Source organism: Brevibacterium sp. UCMA 11752 (genome assembly GCF_021532235.1).
In the GTDB taxonomy this organism is placed as follows: domain Bacteria; phylum Actinomycetota; class Actinomycetes; order Actinomycetales; family Brevibacteriaceae; genus Brevibacterium; species Brevibacterium antiquum.
This window is the reverse complement of sequence record NZ_JACBOS010000003.1, coordinates 1040031-1058077: the sequence shown is the minus strand read 5'-3', so window position 1 is coordinate 1058077 and position 18047 is coordinate 1040031. Positions and strand designations below refer to the sequence as shown.

General features: G+C 64.8%; 14 protein-coding genes. 3 read left to right on the top strand and 11 right to left on the bottom strand.

Annotated features, from left to right (window positions below):
- Positions 1 to 15: 15 nt before the first annotated feature.
- From HU144_RS04760 to HU144_RS04735, 6 genes are all read right to left on the bottom strand, one after another.
- A complete protein-coding gene (locus tag HU144_RS04760; RefSeq protein WP_235350349.1) occupies positions 16 to 1470 on the bottom strand; it encodes a dihydrolipoamide acetyltransferase family protein in 1455 nt (484 codons plus the stop codon).
- 16 nt (positions 1471 to 1486) lie between these two features.
- Entirely contained in the window at positions 1487 to 2464 is a 978-nt protein-coding gene (locus HU144_RS04755; protein WP_235350348.1) for an alpha-ketoacid dehydrogenase subunit beta, read from the bottom strand.
- The gene (gene pdhA / locus HU144_RS04750) at positions 2464 to 3618 is read right to left on the bottom strand and encodes a pyruvate dehydrogenase (acetyl-transferring) E1 component subunit alpha (protein ID WP_198395733.1); all 1155 of its coding nucleotides are present in this window, start codon (positions 3616 to 3618) and stop codon (positions 2464 to 2466) included. The genes HU144_RS04755 and pdhA overlap by 1 nt, the downstream gene beginning before the upstream one ends.
- Positions 3619 to 4049: 431 nt before the next feature.
- The gene (locus HU144_RS04745) at positions 4050 to 5561 is read right to left on the bottom strand and encodes a hypothetical protein (protein ID WP_235350347.1); all 1512 of its coding nucleotides are present in this window, start codon (positions 5559 to 5561) and stop codon (positions 4050 to 4052) included.
- The gene (locus HU144_RS04740; RefSeq protein WP_235350346.1) at positions 5558 to 6346 is read right to left on the bottom strand and encodes a hypothetical protein; all 789 of its coding nucleotides are present in this window, start codon (positions 6344 to 6346) and stop codon (positions 5558 to 5560) included. Before HU144_RS04740 ends, HU144_RS04745 begins: the two co-directional genes overlap by 4 nt.
- Positions 6343 to 6588, bottom strand: a complete 246-nt coding sequence (locus tag HU144_RS04735) for a hypothetical protein (RefSeq protein ID WP_235350345.1) — start codon at positions 6586 to 6588, stop codon at positions 6343 to 6345. The genes HU144_RS04740 and HU144_RS04735 overlap by 4 nt, the downstream gene beginning before the upstream one ends.
- A 236-nt stretch (positions 6589 to 6824) precedes the next feature.
- Here HU144_RS04735 and purB point away from each other — a divergent pair, with 236 nt between their 5' ends.
- Both purB and HU144_RS04725 read left to right on the top strand, forming a co-directional pair.
- Positions 6825 to 8258 (top strand): adenylosuccinate lyase, encoded by a 1434-nt coding sequence (purB, locus tag HU144_RS04730; RefSeq protein WP_235350344.1) that lies wholly within the window; start codon positions 6825 to 6827, stop codon positions 8256 to 8258.
- A 69-nt stretch (positions 8259 to 8327) separates the two neighbouring features.
- A complete protein-coding gene (locus HU144_RS04725; RefSeq protein WP_235350343.1) occupies positions 8328 to 9260 on the top strand; it encodes an alpha/beta hydrolase family protein in 933 nt (310 codons plus the stop codon).
- 2 nt (positions 9261 to 9262) lie between these two features.
- Here the strand turns inward: HU144_RS04725 and HU144_RS04720 are convergent, their stop codons facing one another.
- From HU144_RS04720 to HU144_RS04710, 3 genes are all read right to left on the bottom strand, one after another.
- Entirely contained in the window at positions 9263 to 10633 is a 1371-nt protein-coding gene (locus tag HU144_RS04720; protein WP_235350342.1) for an MFS transporter, read from the bottom strand.
- A gap of 128 nt (positions 10634 to 10761) precedes the next feature.
- The gene (locus HU144_RS04715; RefSeq protein ID WP_235350341.1) at positions 10762 to 12108 is read right to left on the bottom strand and encodes a D-arabinono-1,4-lactone oxidase; all 1347 of its coding nucleotides are present in this window, start codon (positions 12106 to 12108) and stop codon (positions 10762 to 10764) included.
- Positions 12109 to 12119: 11 nt separating this feature from the next.
- Positions 12120 to 13391: an amino acid deaminase/aldolase gene (locus HU144_RS04710; RefSeq protein ID WP_235350340.1), complete on the bottom strand. Its 1272-nt coding sequence runs from the start codon at positions 13389 to 13391 to the stop codon at positions 12120 to 12122.
- Positions 13392 to 13460: 69 nt separating this feature from the next.
- On the opposite strand from HU144_RS04710, the gene HU144_RS04705 reads away from it, so the two are divergent.
- Positions 13461 to 15053: a succinic semialdehyde dehydrogenase gene (locus HU144_RS04705; protein WP_235350339.1), complete on the top strand. Its 1593-nt coding sequence runs from the start codon at positions 13461 to 13463 to the stop codon at positions 15051 to 15053.
- A 36-nt stretch (positions 15054 to 15089) separates the two neighbouring features.
- Here the strand turns inward: HU144_RS04705 and HU144_RS04700 are convergent, their stop codons facing one another.
- On the bottom strand, positions 15090 to 17063 hold the full coding sequence (locus tag HU144_RS04700; RefSeq protein WP_235350338.1) for a penicillin-binding transpeptidase domain-containing protein: 1974 nt from the start codon (positions 17061 to 17063) through the stop codon (positions 15090 to 15092).
- Positions 17064 to 17225: 162 nt separating this feature from the next.
- Complete coding sequence (locus HU144_RS04695) at positions 17226 to 17960, bottom strand: response regulator (RefSeq protein ID WP_198395724.1); 735 nt, start codon at positions 17958 to 17960, stop codon at positions 17226 to 17228.
- Positions 17961 to 18047: the final 87 nt, after the last annotated feature.

Genomic DNA, 18047 nt, shown 5'->3' with positions numbered 1-18047 from the left:
CCTAGCACAGCCCTCTCAGGCCAGCAGCAGCGTCGGATCCTCGAGTCCGCGACCGACGTCGGCGAGGAACTTCGAGATGATCTCGCCATCGACGACACGATGGTCAGCACTCACCGACAGCGTCGTGATGTCACGTGGAACGATCTCGTCACCGACGACCCAGGGCTTCTTCCGGATCTGCCCGAAGGCCAGGATCGCGGCTTCGCCCGGGTTGATGATCGGAGTGCCCGCGTCGACGCCGAAGACGCCGACGTTCGTGATGGTGATCGTGCCACCTGACTGGTCGGCCGGAGGCGTCTTGCCCGAACGAGCCAGCGCAGTCAGATCCTGAATGCCCTGAGCCAGATCGGTCAGGCCCATCGTGTGTGCACCCTTGATGTTCGGCACGATCAGACCACGCGGGGTGGCTGCGGCGATGCCGAGATTGACGTACTTCTTGACGACGATCTCTTCGCCTTCGAGGCACGAGTTGATCCGCGGGTTGCGGGCAACAGCCCAGGCCACCGCCTTGGCCACGAGCAGCAAGGGAGAGACCTTGATGTCCTCGCCCAGGAACTTCGTGGACTTGAGCTTACGCACGAAGGCCATCGTCTCGGTCACGTCGACGTCGAGGAACTCGGTGACGTGCGGCATCGTGAACGCGGAGTCGACCATGGCCTTGGCCATCATCTTCGCCACGCCCTTGAACGGGATCCGCTCTTCGAGTCCGTCAGCGGAGCCGGCCCCCGCCGAGGCGGTTGCGCCCCCGACGTTCGAGCCTGTCGCTGCGGTGGCTGCCGCGCCGGTGCCGCTGGCCGCGGCCTTGACGTCGTCTCGGGTGACTTCACCGCGGGAACCGGTCGGAACGACCGCAGCCAGGTCGATGCCGAGATCCTTTGCGAGCTTGCGCACGGGAGGCTTGGCCAGCGGTTTGCCCGCCGAGGCGGTTGCCGGTGCCGTGGCCTCAGCCGGTGCCGCTGCAACTGGAGCAGCCGGAGCCGCTGGCACTGCAGGGGCCGCCGGCGCAGCGGGCGCCGGGGCCGCAGGCGCCGGAGCTTCTGGTGCTGCGGCCGAGCTTGCCGGTGCCGGAACACCTGCACCCTTGCGGGGGCGGCGTTTCGACGAGGCTGCTTTGGCACCGTAGCCGACCAGGGTGGCGCCGCCTTCGGCTTCGCCTGCGCTTTCGCTCGAGGCCTGTGCATCTCCTGCTGCAGGTGACGATGCTCCTGCGGGCTCGGAGGCGCCGGCAGGATCGCCGCCGCCGAAGCGGATAATCGGTGTTCCGACCTCGATGGTCTGGCCCTCATCGACCAGCAGAGCCTCGATCGGTCCGGCCTGTGGGCTCGGCAGTTCGACCAGAGACTTGGCCGTCTCGATCTCGACGAGGATCTGATTGACGGTGACTGTGTCGCCGACGGCGACCTTCCACGACACGAGGTCGGCCTCTGTCAGACCCTCACCGACATCAGGAAGAGAAAATTCAAAAGACATATCAACTCTCCTTGAGTCAGTAGGCCAGTGCCTGGTCGACACCATCGAAGATGCGATCCAGGTCAGGCAGATAGTGCTCTTCCATCCGCGAGCCGGGGTACGGCGTGTGATAGCCACCGACTCGGATGACCGGAGCTTCGAGGTTGAAGAAGCAACGCTCGGACAGGCGTGCCGCGATCTCGGAGCCGAGCCCCAGGAACTTCGGCGCCTCATGCGCTACGACCAGGCGACCGGTCTTCTGCACGGACTTCTCAATCGTGGCGAAGTCGATCGGGCTCAGGCTGCGCAGGTCGATGAGTTCGACGCTCTTGCCTTCGTCGGCCGCGGCTGCGACGACGTCCTTGGCCGTGGGCATCAGCGGGCCGTAGGCCACCAGGGTGACGTCGGTGCCCTCGGAGAGGACACGGGCGTCGTGCATTCCCAGGCTGCCTCGGTTCGCGGTGTCGACATCTCCGCGCAGCCAGTAGCGGCGCTTGGGTTCGAAGAACATCACCGGGTCGTCGCTCTTGATCGCTTCCTGCATCATCCAGTAGGCGTCGTGGGCGTTCGACGGTGAGACCAGGCGCAGTCCTGCGTGGTGGGCGAAGACCGTCTCGGGGCTCTCCGAGTGGTGCTCGGGCGAACCGATGCCGCCGCCGTAGGGCACACGGATGACGATCGGCACTCTCTCTTTGCCCAGGGTGCGGTTGTAGAGCTTGGCCACCTGGGTCACGATCTGGTCGTAAGCCGGGAAGATGAATGCGTCGAACTGGATTTCGATGACCGGGCGGTAGCCGCGCAGCGTCATGCCGATCGAGGTTCCCACGATTCCGGATTCGGCCAGCGGCGCATCGATGACCCGCTGCGGACCGAAGTCCTTCTGCAGACCCTCGGTGACGCGGAAGACGCCGCCGAGCTTTCCGATGTCCTCACCGATGAGGACGACCTTCGGGTCGTCCTCCATGGCTTTGCGCATTCCGGCCGTAATGGCCTTTGACAGGGGAAGTTTCTCCATCAGGCCTCACCTGCATCGGCGAATGAGGCCTGGTATGCGAGGAATTCCGCACGTTCCTCATCGACGAGGGGGTGAGGTTCGGAGGTGACATGGGCGAACATCTCGACGGGATCGGGATCTTCCATGGTCATGCAGTTGTGGCGGATGCGCGCGGCGAGAGTATCAGCCTCGGCGTCCACCTCGGCGAAGAATTCGTCTGCGGTCTCGGTGTGGTTGTCGAGGTAGGCCTTGAGCCGCTTGAGCGGGTCGCGATCCTCCCAGATCTCTTCCTCTGCCCGATCACGGTACTTCGTCGGGTCATCGGCCGTGGTGTGGGCACCGCGACGGTAGGTGAAGGCTTCGATGAGCATTGGGCCGTTGCCGGCGCGAACCGAGTCCAGGCTGGCCCGGGCCACGGCGTACATCGCGATGATGTCGTTGCCGTCGACGCGCAGGCCGGGTACACCGAATCCTTCGCCGCGCTTGCACAGCGGTGCCGCCGACTGGACGTGGGTGGGTTCGGAGATGGCCCACTGGTTGTTCTGGCAGAAGAACAGCACGGGTGCGTGGAAGGCTCCGGCGAAGGTGAGTGCTTCTGAGACGTCGCCCTGTGAGGTGGCTCCGTCGCCGAAGCAGGCGATGGCCACAGTGTCGCGTTCCAGGTCGCCGGTGCCGACGTCGCCGTCCATGGACACGCCCATGGCGTAGCCGGTGGCGTGCAGGGTCTGCGAACCGATGACGATCGTGTACGTGTGGAAACGGTGTTCCTGAGGGTCCCAGCCGCCGTGGTCCTGGCCGCGGAACATGCCGAGGAGGGTTTCGGGTTCGACTCCGCGGGTGTAGGCGAGGCCGTGCTCACGGTAGGTGGGGAAGACGAAGTCTTGGGGCCGAGCCGCCCGTCCCATTCCGATCTGGGCTGCTTCCTGACCGAACATCGGCGCCCAGAGGCCGAGCTGTCCTTGGCGCTGCAGGGCCGCACCCTCAGCATCGATGCGACGCACCAGGACCATGTCCCGGTAGAAGCCGCGCAGATCCTCATCGGTGAGTTCTGCTGCGAAGGCGTCATATTCACCGGATTCGACGCGATTGCCGTCTTCGGTGAGCATCTGGATCATCCGAGGTTCCGATGACTGACTGTGGGCAGTCCCGGTTCCCACTGAAATGTTGGAGGTCATTCCAGTTCTCCTTTGTTCAAGGTCCAAGCGCACCGGAGGTGACCAGTGGCGGACGGTGTCCTGAGGACGGGACCTCTGGTGTGAGTTCTCGCCCTCGAGTGATGTGATTCACAGGTGATACCACGATACCGAATCCACCGACCGCATGCCACATCGGCAACGTGCGTCGAGCGCCAATTGTTATGGTCGGGTTCAGCCTAGGATGCGAAATTCGGGCGTGTGGTCCACGTCCAAAGGCTTCCATGTCGAATTGTCGATGGTCGCAGAGTTGCTCCAACGTCCGACAAACGCACGTCCGAGCACTTCAGAGCCTTACCGCGCCGAGGTGGGCTCCGGTTTCGCCGAGGTGGGGCTTCAGTATCGCCGAGGCGGTCCCCGGGTCCCGTGCCCACCCTTCGTCGCCGCTGGCCCCCTCCCAGCCAGCGGCATGTTCATCTGCGTTTGCCCTGGTAGTCCCTCGTCTGCTTGAGATCCCCGGTGAAGAATCCTGAGTTCTTCGCGGTGAACCGGTTGAGACCGGCATGGCCGCCTGCGAGCATCAGCCCGATCGAGGCGGTGTAGGCGGCCGAGGAATGCGCTGCCCCGGCGGAGGAGAACAGTTCATCGAGTTCGGCATCGGTCTTGCCCTTCAGGTTCGGAGCCTGGCGCAGCTGCTCGGGATCGTAGTCGACTGTGATCGTCGACCAATGGTCTTCGGCTGGGTTCTCGTTGCCGTCGAGGTCGGGCACCAGGTCCTGTTCGTGCTCGATCGAGAGAACGTCGATGCCCTCGTCAACAGGAAAGTCTGAAATCGGAGCGCCCACGGTCACGAGCGCGGTGACATTCACATCGGCCAAGAACGCCGGGTCGGCGGCCAGGGAACCGGCAGTGATTCCACCCTGCGAATACCCCACCAGCATGACCTCGGCATCAGAACCGATATTCGCATCGACGATGGCCTGGCGGACCATCTCCGCCATGACGGTGTCGTTGCCGGCCATCGCCTGCACATTCGTCGTCAGATCGGTGGTGTTCTGCCCGGGCTCGGGCGACCAGTCGGTCGTTGCGGGAACGTAGACGATATAGCGGGTGGTCCCGTCGGGCGATGTGATCTCTTCGATCCGCACCTGCCCGGATTCGGCGCCGCGGTGGCGGTCTGCCTCCCTGCCGTAGAGGTCCTCGAGGTCGCGCGGCGGTTCGTCATCGGCCGGGGTGATTCCCTTGGCTCTCCACACCTCCACGTCTGAGGGCAGGAGCAGTCCGAACATGTTCGCACCTCCCAGGATCCACGCCGTCATCGATGGAGAGTCGTGTGGCCACAGCGCGTGGTCCCCCTCGGCGGCCAGGACCATCGGCGGCAGCCCCATGAAGCCGACGACGATTCCAGGCAGCACGTGTTCGATGATGGCCCCGGAGGCATCGGAGTTCTCGAACACCAGGGCTACGAAGGCTTCCTTGGCCGCCGCCTTCGTCTGCCTCAGGTCGATGCCGAAGTGTTTGGCCACGACATCGTCGAGGCCTGTGGCGTCGAGTAACTTCACCCCCAGGTAGATCGGTGCCCCGACCGCGATGCCGATCGGGATGAGTACGGGCAGAGTGATCGCGATGACGCGACCGGTGACGTATCCGAAATAGTCGAGGAGTCCGCCGAATGTGTCGCTGATGCCCTTCTCAGCCTGCCTGTAGGCGAGGGCTGCGGCTCTGACGGCGAGGACGGTGGCTTCGAGTTCGATGAGCACGCGCGCCGACTGGTGGAGGTAGACGATCCGGGCGGCGTCGAGATTGAGCGCTGTGAGCGGAGCGGGGACCTGCGTCAGGAGCGTGGCCAGGTCGAAGTCGGCCAGTGATCCTTCCGCGGTCAGATCACCGATGGAGCCGCAGATGCGCTGCAGATCGTCTCCGCTGGAATCTGCCCGGTCATCGATCTTCAGCTGCGGGCCGCCAGCAGTTCGGGTCGCGATCATGGCCGGCGGCCAGTCGTCGTCTGCAGCCTCGTCAGAGTCGCCGCAAGCAGGACTCGTACAGCATTGGCTTCGAGGCTGCGTTCGGGCCCCACTGTGATCGTCTCACCATCGCGTTCCAATGTCGGTCGGGCCCAGGTCCCGTCAACCCTGTGCAGGAACTCCATCCCAGCGACTTCGGCCTCGCTGAGATAGGTCAGGGTGAGCACACAGTCCTTCTCAACCAGAGAGCACAGTTCCTCGGTGACCCGACCGAGCTCGGAGGGCTCGAGGCGTCTGAGGAGTTCGAAGCCTTCGAACTCCTCGAACCCCTCACCGTGCAGCACCAGAATGGCCAGGCAGATGTCATCACACAAAGAGACCTCGAGATGGGCAGTCTCATCCCCGGAGCTGATGACGATGGTGATCCGGGAACGGGTGAGATTGAGCTCGGCAGTGAACCCGGTCAGCCAGGCAGTGAGCACATCGGGCCCACGTTTTGAGTCCCTGCCTGCAGATTCCCCCAGCATCACAGTTTCCGTGATCTCCCTTCCGGCGTCCGGAGTCACGCCCATTGCCCTCACCCCCGCCGAGGTGGTTTCGGCAGCCTCCGTACGTGGCATCAGCTCGTGGGGCCAGAGAGTTCTCAACCGCTCGGGCAGTCCCATGATCCGTGCGATGTCGACGGCGAACCACCTGCCGCCCGACCCGACGGCAGACACTCCAGACCCACCAGACCCGACGGCAGACCTGCCCGGCCCAGCGGCGAACGCGCCCACCCGTGCCGATGCCTTCACCCTGCCGCTCATATCTGGATCCGACCTCCCACTGAGACGACCTGCAGGTGCAGGTCGTAGGCTTCGGCGAGCTTGTCGGCCCTCTCCGCGAGGATGCTGATCGAGTCCGAACATGTCAGCAGACGATCGGTGAGCATCCGCCCTGCCGGGGAATCCCACCCTTCTACCGTCCGACAGGTCTGCGCCAAGCTGCGCAGCTCGTCTGCTCGCCGCCTCCACCCGTCCCGGTTGAGTGCCAGCTCATCGGTGATCACTGCCGTCCTCCTCTCCGAATTGGTGTCGGCCTTCACCGTACGAATCGGCATCTTCTACCGGAAGCGCTTCACTTCGTCCTGTGGAAACCAGTCGACGCTCCACAGGGCTCCGGCGTCGAAGTCACGACCGAATCCACAGCTGCATGAGCACGAGTCGCACCATGGACCTCAGACCTCGGAACGACCGCCTGGTGGTCGGTTCCGCGTCCTTGCCCGGCTCATGAGAAAATGGGGCCATGCCGACCGTTTCGCTTGCTGACATCTCGCCCGCCATTGCTCTCGGACCACTCGATGGCCGCTACCGCAAAGACACCGCTGACCTCGTCGATCACCTCTCCGAGGCGGCCTTGAACCGCAACCGGATCATCGTCGAGGTCGAGTGGTTCATCCACCTCGCGCAGAACACCGTGATCGAGGGCGTGCGTCGCCTCACCGAGGATGAGGTCATCGGGCTGCGTGCCTTCGCCCAGAACTTCGATGCCGAGACGATCGCCACCCTCGCCGCCCATGAAGCCGTCACGGTTCACGACGTCAAGGCCGTCGAGTACACAATCAAAGAAGCGCTAGTCGACCTCGGAGCCGAGGACCTCAGCGAGCTCGTCCACTTCTGCTGCACCTCGGAGGACATCAACAATCTGTCGTGGGCTCTCGGCATCAAGGGCGCCACCGTCGATGTGTGGCTGCCCCGTGCGAAGGCGCTCATCGACTCATTGGCAGACACCGCCTCGGCGCTGGCCGAGGTCCCGATGCTCTCCCACACCCACGGCCAGCCGGCGACGCCGACGACGATGGGCAAGGAGCTTGCGGTCTTCATCCACCGCCTGCGCCGCCAGTACGAGCGGATCGAAGGCAACGAGTTCCTCGGCAAGATCAACGGCGCGACCGGCACCTACTCGGCTCATCTGGCCGCCGTGCCCGGTGCGGATTGGCCGAAGCTGGCCAAGACCTTCGTCGAAGGCAGCCTGGGGCTGACCTTCAACCCGCTGACCACGCAGATCGAATCACACGACTGGGATGCGGAGCTCTTCGCCGATATCGCACGGTTCAACCGCATCGCCCACAACCTGGCGACGGACATGTGGACCTACATCTCGATGAACTACTTCAAGCAGATTCCCGTCGCCGGCTCCACCGGATCCTCAACGATGCCGCACAAGGTCAACCCGATCCGCTTTGAGAACGCTGAGGCGAACCTCGAACTCTCCTGCGCGCTGCTCGACTCGCTCGCGTCGACCCTGGTGACCTCGCGGATGCAGAGGGACCTCACGGACTCGACCTCGCAGCGCAACATCGGCGTGGCCTACGGACATTCGGTGCTGGCGCTGAACAACCTGGTCAAGGGCCTCGAACGGCTCGCGATCAACGAAGAGGCCCTGGCCGCCGACCTCGACTCCAACTGGGAAGTCCTCGGAGAGGCAATCCAGTCGGTCATGCGCGCCGCCGGACTGCAGGGCGTACCCGGCATGGACAGCCCCTACGAGAAGCTCAAGGAGCTCACCCGGGGAAAGCGCATCGATCAGGCCGACCTGCAGTCCTTCGTCGCGGGTCTCGGACTGCCCGAGGCAGAGACCGAAGCGCTGACCGCACTGACTCCGGCCACCTACGTCGGCGTCGCCGCGCAGCTGGCCGAATCAGAGGTCGCCGACTGGAGGGCCCGCACACAGGGCTGATCCCGGTGCACGGAACTCACTGTTACCGAACGGTAGATAATATGGTTGATCTTCACTAACCTTGTGCTCATGACGAGCACAATGATGAGTTCCGTGCGCATTCCGGTCACCGGCAGTCCGCACGCCGGTGCCGCCGGTGACGGAAGTCCCGACGGCAGCGAATCCGGCCGTCAGAGCTGCATCGTCGGCACACTGCTGATGCCTCAGGAACCCCCGGTCGGGCTCCTCACGATCCATTCCGCCACGGCGACGCCGGCCCGCTTCTACACGAATTTCGCCGACTATGCAGTCACACGCGGCCTGGCCGTGCTCACCTACGATGTGCGAGGTGTTGCGGCATCCGGTCCGGCACGAGAACACGCCCGGCTGCGGATGCGCGATTGGATGCAGCAGGACGCGAATGCTGTCTCCGCCTGGGCCGCGAACGAATTCCCTCAACTGCCGAAGGTCGCTCTCGGGCACAGCCTCGGCGGTCATGCCCTGCTGTTGGGAAACGCCGCCGAAGACCTGCACGGGATCGTCACCGTGGCCACCGCGCGAGCGGCACTGCGCGACATCAACCCACTGGCCGAACGACTGCGGGTCGGTCTCATCCTCCGGGTACTCGGCCCCCTGGTCAGTCCGCTCGTCGGTTACGCACCCGGCAGACGTCTCGGCCTCGGCGAGGACATCCCCACCGCAGCCATGCTCGAATGGGGCCGGTGGGTGCGCATGTCCGACTACTTCTTCGACGATCCGAGCCTGGCAGCCTCCACTCGGATGGCCCGCCTGCGCACCCCGGTGCTCGCTATCGGGACCAGCGACGACAACTGGGCATCACCGGCGCAGGTCGACGCACTCCTCGACCATGCCCGCCTCGCCGAGGTGGAACGACGCACCTTCACACCGCAGGAACTCGAGGTCTCCCGAATCGGTCATCACGGCCTGCTGAGACGCTCGGTCGCCGAAAGAGCCTGGCCCGAGATCATCTCCTGGCTGCTGGATCGACTCCCCCAGAACTGACCTCACGCCGGGACGAGATCCTTGTCGCGATCGACCTCTGCCAAAGGCCTGCCCGCCATATTGCGCGCCAGGAACAGCGTCGGAACGCCTGCCACCACGACGATGACGGTTGCATAGATCGCCGGTGCCAGCGTCAGACCGGTGGAGGACATCAGTGCGGTCGCAATCAGCGGCGAGAGTCCGCCGAAGAGGACCGTGGCCACGTTGTAGCCGATGGCCATTCCGGAGAAGCGGCTGGTGCCGGTGAACTGCTCGGGAACCATGGCCGCCGCCACAGCACTCCAGCCGGCGGCAGGTACGGCAAGGAATGCCACGCCGAAGATCGCGATCCCGGAGTTCCCGTCGGCCAACAGCGCGTATGCGGGGATGGTGGTGAGGATGAAGACGACCATCAGCACGGCCAAAGTCCTCTTCCGTCCGAACCGGTCCGAGGCGATGCCGAAGAACGGGGTGATGACGATCGCGACGACGGCGGCGATCGTGCCCAGTGCCAGGGACCCGGAGTTCTTCACCTGCGAGACCTCTTCGATATAGGTCGGCACGTAGGTGATGTTGAGGAAGTAGCTGACCGAACCGATCGAGGAGATGAGGAACGCGACGAGGATTGCGCGGGGCTGCTGGATGAAGGCGATGAGCAGCGGGGACCGGGTGTGCTTGACGGCGGGCTTCTTCTTCTCCGCGGCCTGCAGTCGTTTGAAGGTGTCTGTCTCCTCCATCATTCGCCGCAGCGGAACCATCAGTGCAGCGAGCAGAGCACCGAGGATGAAGAGGATTCTCCAGCCCCAGGAGCTCATTGCCTCGGCCGAGAGCGTATTGGCCAGCAGTGCGCCGGAGCCGACAGCGAGCAGGGCTCCGACCTCACTGTTGGCGGCGGCCCAACTGGCGGCGAGTCCGCGCCGCTTGCTGCCGGCCGATTCCATCAGGAAGACCATGATTCCGGTGTATTCGGCACCGACGGAGAATCCGGACAGGCAGCGGAAGAAGACCATTCCGACACCGGCCCAGATGCCGATGGCGTCGTAGGTGGGCATGACGGCGATCCCGAGCATCGCGACGGCCATGAGCACAGCGGAGACAACCAGTGCGGACTTACGGCCGACTCTGTCACCGAGGTGCCCGAAGACCATGGCACCGAGGGGTCTGAACAGGAATCCGGCGGCACCGACCCCGAGGGTCAGCAGCAGCGAATCGGTCTGGTCACCGAAGAATTCCGTGGTCAGAATGGTCGCGACGTAGAAGAAGATCGAGAAGTCGTACCACTCGACGACGGTGCCGAAGGCCGCGACCAGCATGGACCGGCGGCGCCCTTTCTCTTGCTGCGGGCTGGAGCTTGCTGCGGGGTCCGATGGGGCCTGCGGTTCGAAATCTGACATCGACGATTCCATTTCTTAGGAAATGCTGCGGCCTGAGCCCTCGACGGCAGCGGCCAGGGCTGATCGTCGAGATTCTCCTGCCCACCTTACTGCTGGTGAGCCCCTGTGGTCAGGTTGCTTGGAAATTCTCAGCCCGCGCGCGAGTCCAGCCCGAACAGGGAGTCGGTGAATCGGTTTCCGAACATCGCCTGCGGATCCAGCCGGCTCCGCAGCTCACAGAAGTCCTCGAAACGTGGATAGAGCTCACGCAGATCACCGGCGCCCAGACTGTGGATCTTGCCCCAGTGCGGGCGACCCCCATGGCGCCTGCAGATCTGTTCGACAACACGGAAGTACTCGGCGAAGTCTTCCTTCACGAACCGGTGCACGGCGATGTACATCGTCTCTCGCCCGTAGGCCGTCGACAGTGGAACGTCGTCGGCCGCCGCAGATCGGACCTCGATCGGGAACGAGATCATCCACCCTCTCGACTCGATGGCGGCACGGATCTCCCGGATCACCTCGGCGCCGGATGCGAAGGGGACCGCGTACTCCATCTCGTTGAACCGCACCCGCCGAGGTGTCACGAAGACGTCGTATCCAGGTGCCCGGTACGTCCGGTCCGAGACCGCGGATTGGGCGAGCCGGCTGATGTGCGGCACCAGTTTGGGCACTGCGGCGCCGAGCTCGACGGCAAGACGCAGAGCACCGTTCTCCACGACCTCCTTGTCCAAAAGGTTGAGTATCCGGTTGCGCACCCCCGCCTCGGCGAGGCGGCCCGGGCCGATCTCACCCAGACCGACTCTGGTGTTCGTCTTGGTCAGAGCGGTATCGGTGTGCGGGAACCAGTAGAACTCGAAATGGTCGGCCGCATGCATCCGCGGGGCGAGGTCGGCCAGCAGTTCGTCAAAATCAGTCACGAGCTCCTCGGCGATGAGGTCGAAGGCCGGCACGCACTGCAGCTCGATCTCCGTGACGATACCCAGCACGCCGAGCCCGACGCGGGCCAGGTCGAAGATCTCCGGCTCGCTCGTCGCGGACAGGTTGCGGACGGCACCGTCGGGGCCCATCAGCGAGAGACCGGTGACAGTTCCGGCGAATCCGGTGAAGCCGAGCCCGGTCCCGTGCGTGCTCGTCGAGATCGCTCCGGCAAGCGCCTGCGGGTTGACGTCGCCCTGGTTGGCCAGGGCCAGTCCGAACGGCGCGAGCAGAGCCGGGATATCGCGCAGCCGGGTGCCGGCGTGGAAGCGCACCCGCCCGCTCGCCTCGTCGACGGTGATGATTCCGCTGAGGTGGTCGAGGTTGATCATGACGTCGTCACCTGCGGCGACGGGGGTGAATGAGTGCCCGGCACCGACTGGTCGGACACGGTGACCGGCGTCGGCCGCGGATGTCAGGACCTCGGCCAGCGCCCCCGCCGAGGTGGGCCGGAGGAAGGTGTGCGGATGAGCGTGGACGTGGCCGGACCAGTTCCGGAACAGCCGTCGAGCATTCATCGCGCCCCCGCTCACAGCGCCCACCCGTGTCCGCGGTAGGTCGACCAGGTGTCGATGACCTGCGAACCGGAGACGACGAGGAATTCGTTGAAGTGCTCGGCGAGCTCACCGGCCTTCGCATGCCGGAACCAGACCAGGTCGCCGATGCGAAGGTCCTCGGTGCCGGGACCGGTGAGCGGGGTCTGGACTTCACCCGCGCCTTCGAGGCCCGCGTAGTCAAGTCCCTGCGGCCAGGCGATCGTCGGGACACGGTCCGCTCCGGGCACGCCGGAGGCGATGAAACCGCCCTTGAACACCGTGACCCAGCCGGGTCCTGGCCGGCGCACCACGGGGGTGGCGAAGTAGGCGGCAGGCTCATGGTGGAAGTGGGTGTAGCCGTCGAAGAGTCCAGGGGAGAAGAGCCCTGAGCCGGCTGCCAGTTCCGTCAGCGTGCCTTCGGCAGCACTGGACTCGAAGGACCCGGTGCCGCCGCCGTTGACGAATTCGAGCTTGGTCAGTTCACGTACCGCGTCGATGACGCCTGAGCGCCTCACCCTCAGCTCTGCTTTCGAGCGCTTCTGCATGGCGCGCACCATCACCTGCCTGACCGTTGCCCCAGCGTCAGCGGTCCCAGCGATCTGTCCTTCGTAGGACATCAGCCCGACGAGGTCGGCGCCGGGTCGAGCGATGACATGTTCGGCAAGATCGACGGCCGAGGCCGAATCTCGGATCGGCGAGCGCCTGGCCCCGATGTGGATCCGACTGCCGAGCACCCCCTCGCTGAGGCGGTACGAGGCATCGATGTCGAGGCACACACGCACCGTCTGTGCCGCGATGTCGGCCGCCACGTCGCTGCTGGCCGCCACGTCGCTGCTGGCCGCACTGCTGCCGGCCACCTCAGTCCCGCCTGCAGCCGCAGCCTTGCGGGCACTGTCGATGATGTCGAGATGGGTGGGACAGTCGATCATCAGGGTGATGTTCTGCGCAGCCCCCGCCTCGGCGAACATCTGGGTGAGGCTGCGCCGGTCCACGGTGGGATAGCCGACGAGGATGTCACGGACTCCGCGGGCGTGCAGAACCAGCGCCTCCGGCAGAGAATAGGCGAAGACACCCGAGTAGCCCTGTTGGGCGAGCGCGCGGTCGATCGCAGCGGGAGTGCGCAGTGACTTCGTGGCGACGCGGATCGGCAGGCCCTGAGCGCGCTGGGCCAAGGCGGTGACATTCGCGTCGAACGCCTCCAGATCGATCACAGCGACGGGGACCTCGACCCCACTCAGGGCGTGACGCAGTTCACGTGAGACCATGAAGATACTGTAGCGTAAGTTAGTGGTTCCACAGGCCGCATTCCACCCATTCGCTGACGACACGGAGGCATGATGCACACGAACTCCACCAGCACCGCCACCCCCTCGGACCAAATCACCCATGTCACCGATCGGCTCCGCGAATTCCTCGACAGCGATCCCTACGCCGAGGCGTCGGGCAGCGGCGATCCCATGGTCAGCCCCGACCCGTTCACCGGCCTCGAACTCCCCCGCTTCTCCATCAACACCCCGGCTGATATCGAACGGGCCTATGCCACTGCGCGCATCGCCGGCGAGGCCTGGGCCGCACGGTCCCCCGAGCACCGCGCCCGAGTGCTGCTGCGCCTGCATTCCGCATTGCGCCGGCACGAGGATCTCCTCCTCGACATCATCCAATACGAGACCGGCAAAGCCCGCATCCACGCCTATGACGAGGTTCTCGATACGTACAATGTGTGCCGTCACTATGGCGTGACTGCTCCCGCCCGTCTGCGGCCGGAGCGTCGCCGCGGTGCCGTTCCCGTCCTCACGCGCACAGAGGTCACCCGCACTCCCCTGGGCGTCGTCGGATTCATCACCCCCTGGAACTATCCGCTGACTTTGGGCGCGACCGACCTTCTTGCGGCTCTGGCCGCCGGCAACGCGGTGGTGCACAAACCTGACAGCCAGACAACCCTGACGGCCATCATCATGCGTCGTCTGGCCATTGCCTGCGGCCTGCCTGCGGAGGCCTGGCAGCTGGTTCCCGGACCCAGCAGAGAGGTGGGCCCTGCCCTGATGGACGGTGCCGATGGGATCTCCTTCACTGGCTCGACCGCTGCGGGACGCTCCATTGCCGCCGAGGCTGCTCGACGTCTGCTCCCGACCGCCCTTGAACTCGGCGGAAAGAACCCGATGCTCATCCTCTCCGATGCCGATCTTCCCTCGGCCGTGGATGGGGCGGTTCGCGGGTGCTTCTCCTCGGGCGGTCAGCTCTGCCTGTCCATCGAGCGCATCTATGTCCATGAGGATCTCTACCCCGAGTTCTGTGCCCATTTCGCCGAGGCGACCCGGAACCTCGAACTCAGCGCCGACTACGCGTATGGGCCCGGAATGGGGACTTTGGCTGGACCGAAGCAGCTTGCCCGGGTCAGCGAGCACGTCGAACAGGCACGAGCCAGCGGTGCTCAGATCATCGCAGGAGGCCACCCGGTCCCAGAGCTGGGCCCGTACTTCTACTCGCCGACCGTGCTCACCGATGTCACCGAGGACGCCGAGCTGTTTGCTGAGGAGACCTTCGGGCCCGTCGTCGCCGTGTATCCGGTGGGAAGTGACGCGGAGGCGATCAAACGGGCCAACGCTTCCGAATACGGCCTCAATGCCAGCGTCTACTCCCAGTCCCGTGGGATCGAAACAGCTCGGCAGCTCGAATCCGGGATGGTCAATGTCAATGAGGCATACGTCGCCGCCTGGGGGTCGATCGATTCCCCTGCCGGCGGCGTCAAGGCTTCAGGAATGGGCCATCGGCATGGCGTTGAGGGTCTCTACCAGTTCATGCACACGCACAGCATCGCCGAGCAGAATCTGGTTCCCATCGCCCCATTCGGCCCGATCGATCAGTCTCGGTTCGCTCGCACGTTGACGACGGCCTTCGAGGTCATGCGTGCCCTGCGGATGAAGTGAGGTCCTTCCTCTGGGCAGCTCGGGTGAGGTCCTTCCTCAGTTGAGCTCTGTGAAGAACGTCTTCGCCACCGGCACAGCCGCCTCGGCGCCGAATCCGCCGTCCTCGACGAGGACGGCCACGGCCACATCGCCCTGATACCCGGCGAACCAGGAGTGGGTGCGCGGAGGGGTCTCTCCACCGTATTCGGCGGTGCCGGTCTTGCCGTGGACCGGTTCGCCGGGGACGTCCTTCAGCGCATCGGCGGTCCCGTCGGTGACGGCGCGGCGCATGAGCTTCTGCATCGTCGTGACGGCATCGGCGTCGATCGCCTGGCTGCTCTTCGTCTCGCTTTCACCGCCGCTCTCATCCTCGCTTTCGCCAGAGACGATGAGGAGCGGATCGACCGTGTCTCCTGCGGCCACGGAGGCGGCCATCACCGCCACCGCGAGAGGGCTGGAATTGACCTTGCCCTGACCGATCATCTGCGCCGCGTGCGTCACCGCGTCGTCTTCGCTGGGAATGCTCGCCATCTTCGCATCGACTCCGAGATCAACGTCGTCCATGCCCAGGCTCGACGCCGCCTTCGCCACGTCCGAGGCCGAGACCTTCTCCGCGGCATTGACGAACGCGGTGTTGCAGGATTCGGCGAAGTCATCTTCGAAGGCCACCTCGCCCAGGACATGGTCTTCGGCGTTCTTGAAGCTCTTTCCATCAACCGTCGTGGTCTTCGGGCAGTCGAGAGTCGTCTTCGCGTCGACTCCTGACTCCAGCAGGGCGAGGCCCGAGGCGACCTTGAACACCGACCCGGGCGCGTACTGCCCTGTCAGTGCCCGGTCCCAGGCGGCACCTTCGGGATCTTGGTTGGCCACAGCGATGATGTGACCGTCGCTGGGCCGGATCGCTACGAGAGCCGTGGGCTTCTTGCCTGTCGCGGCCGCTTCGTCTGCGGCCTCCTGCACGCCGACATTGAGTGTCGTGGTGATGTCCTCGCCGTCATGATCGGGGAATTCGTGGATCAGCACGGGCTCGGCGGCCTTGCCTTCGTCGGAATCGCTGCCTTCGCCGGCGCCTTCGTCGCCGCTGTCCTTCTCGGCGTCCGCGATGTAGATCGCTTCGCTGCCTGGCCCGCTCAGGTCTTCGTCGAAGGCCTTCTGGATTCCGCTTTTGCCCACGACGGACTCGCCGGTGAGCTTTCCGTCCGAGGCCTCGACCTCCTCGGCGCTGGCGGCTCCGGCCGTTCCCAGCGTCGGACCCGCGAATCCCTTCTTCCGGCTCAGCGGCTGAGTGTGCGAGTTGAAGACGGTGCCGGGCAGGGAGTGAATCGTGTCCTTGACCTTTTTGTAGTCGCTCTCGCGCAAGGTGATGACGGGAACGAACTGCTCGGGTTCGGCCTTGTCGATGCGCTCCTTGAGCGCCTTGAGATCGATATCGAGTTCGTCCTGAAGCGTGGTGAGAGTGTCCTGGCCACCTTCGCTGTTGCCGCGCCCGGCTTCGTTGAGTTTGGCCGGGTGGATGCCGATATCGACGACGGGCCCCTCGGCCATCAGCTCTTTCTCGTCCTCACCGAGGATCGCACCGCGTTCGCCGGGACTCTTCTGCGAGACGAGGACTCGGCCGTCGTCGAGGTCCGGGTGAAGCACCGTGGGGGTGAGCTCGGCTGACCAGAGCAGACCCTTCTTGTGCAGAGGAAGCTCGGAGCTGTATTCCCAGGGCTCTCCATCCTGGTTCGTCCATGTCCACTTCAGTGTCGCGATCACGTCGTCACCGTGCTTCTCGGTGCCTGTGAGCTCGACTGAGCGCTTCTTCATGCTCTGAGCGACAGTTCCGAGGACCAGTTCGTGCAGCTTCTTCGCCGTCTTCTCATCCGACCAGACACTCGATTCGATGGTCCCGCTGTTGAGGTCGGCGGTGGCGTCTTCGGCTGCGGTCTCTGCTTTGAGGGGCAGTGCGAAGAAGGCGAAGGTGCCCGCGCCGACCAGCAGCACGACGACGATTGCGATGGACAGCCAGGTTGTGGACTTCTTTGTCATAGGTCAATCATCGATGCACTCACTCGGTAAGTCCACTTGGCGGGTGCGCGAGCGGGTGGGTGAACTAGCAGGCGGGTGAACACGCGTTTGGGTGAACGCGCGGGGTACGAATCCGGGCTCCGAGGGTGGTGGGGATCGAGGTCCGGGTGTCGAGGGGGTGGTTCAGGCGTCCTCGGTGACGACGGTGTATTCGAGCACCGGCCGGCCGGCCGCTCCGTACCGGGGTCGGCGGGCGAGCATGCCCGCGTCGGCCATGGCCTCCAAGTACCGACGTGCGGTCACTCGGGAGACACCGAGCCCCTCGGCCACCTCGGCGGCGGACTGTCCGGGTTTGGCGTCGAGGACGGATTTCACTTCGGACTGCACGGCATCCGGGACGCCCTTGGCAGTCGCAGTCACCGTGTGGGTGCGCAGTGCTGCGATTGCGGTGTCGACGTCGGTCTGGGTGACCTCACCCTCGGTGCTGTCCCCGCCGAGGCTGTTGCGGAAGGAGGAGTATGCCTCGAGTTTGGACTTGAAGACCGGGAAGGTGAACGGTTTGATGATGTATTGGGCAACACCGTAGGACAGTGCCTCCTGCACGATCTGCATGTCCCGGGCCGCGGTGACGGCGATGATGTCGACGTCGACGCGATGACCGCGGATGGCCCGGCAGACCTGCAGTCCGTGGCCATCGGGGAGGTTCATGTCGAGGAGGACGAGGTTGATGCAGTCCGCATTGAGACCGTAGATCTTTCCGGTCAGAGCAGCCATCGCCTGAGTGGCGTTCTTCGCCACGCCGGCGAGGTGATAGCCGTCGATGCGCTCGATGTACTTCGCGTGGGCTCGGGCGGCGACTGCCTCGTCCTCAACCACGAGCACACCGATGCTCGACTCAGGCGCAGTTGTATCTGACATGCCGCCAGTCTAACCGTCGCCATTGCGGGTCTGCCCCTGTTCGTGTTACAGCCTGGGCACATCCGTGACACAGGACTGGAACGCCGC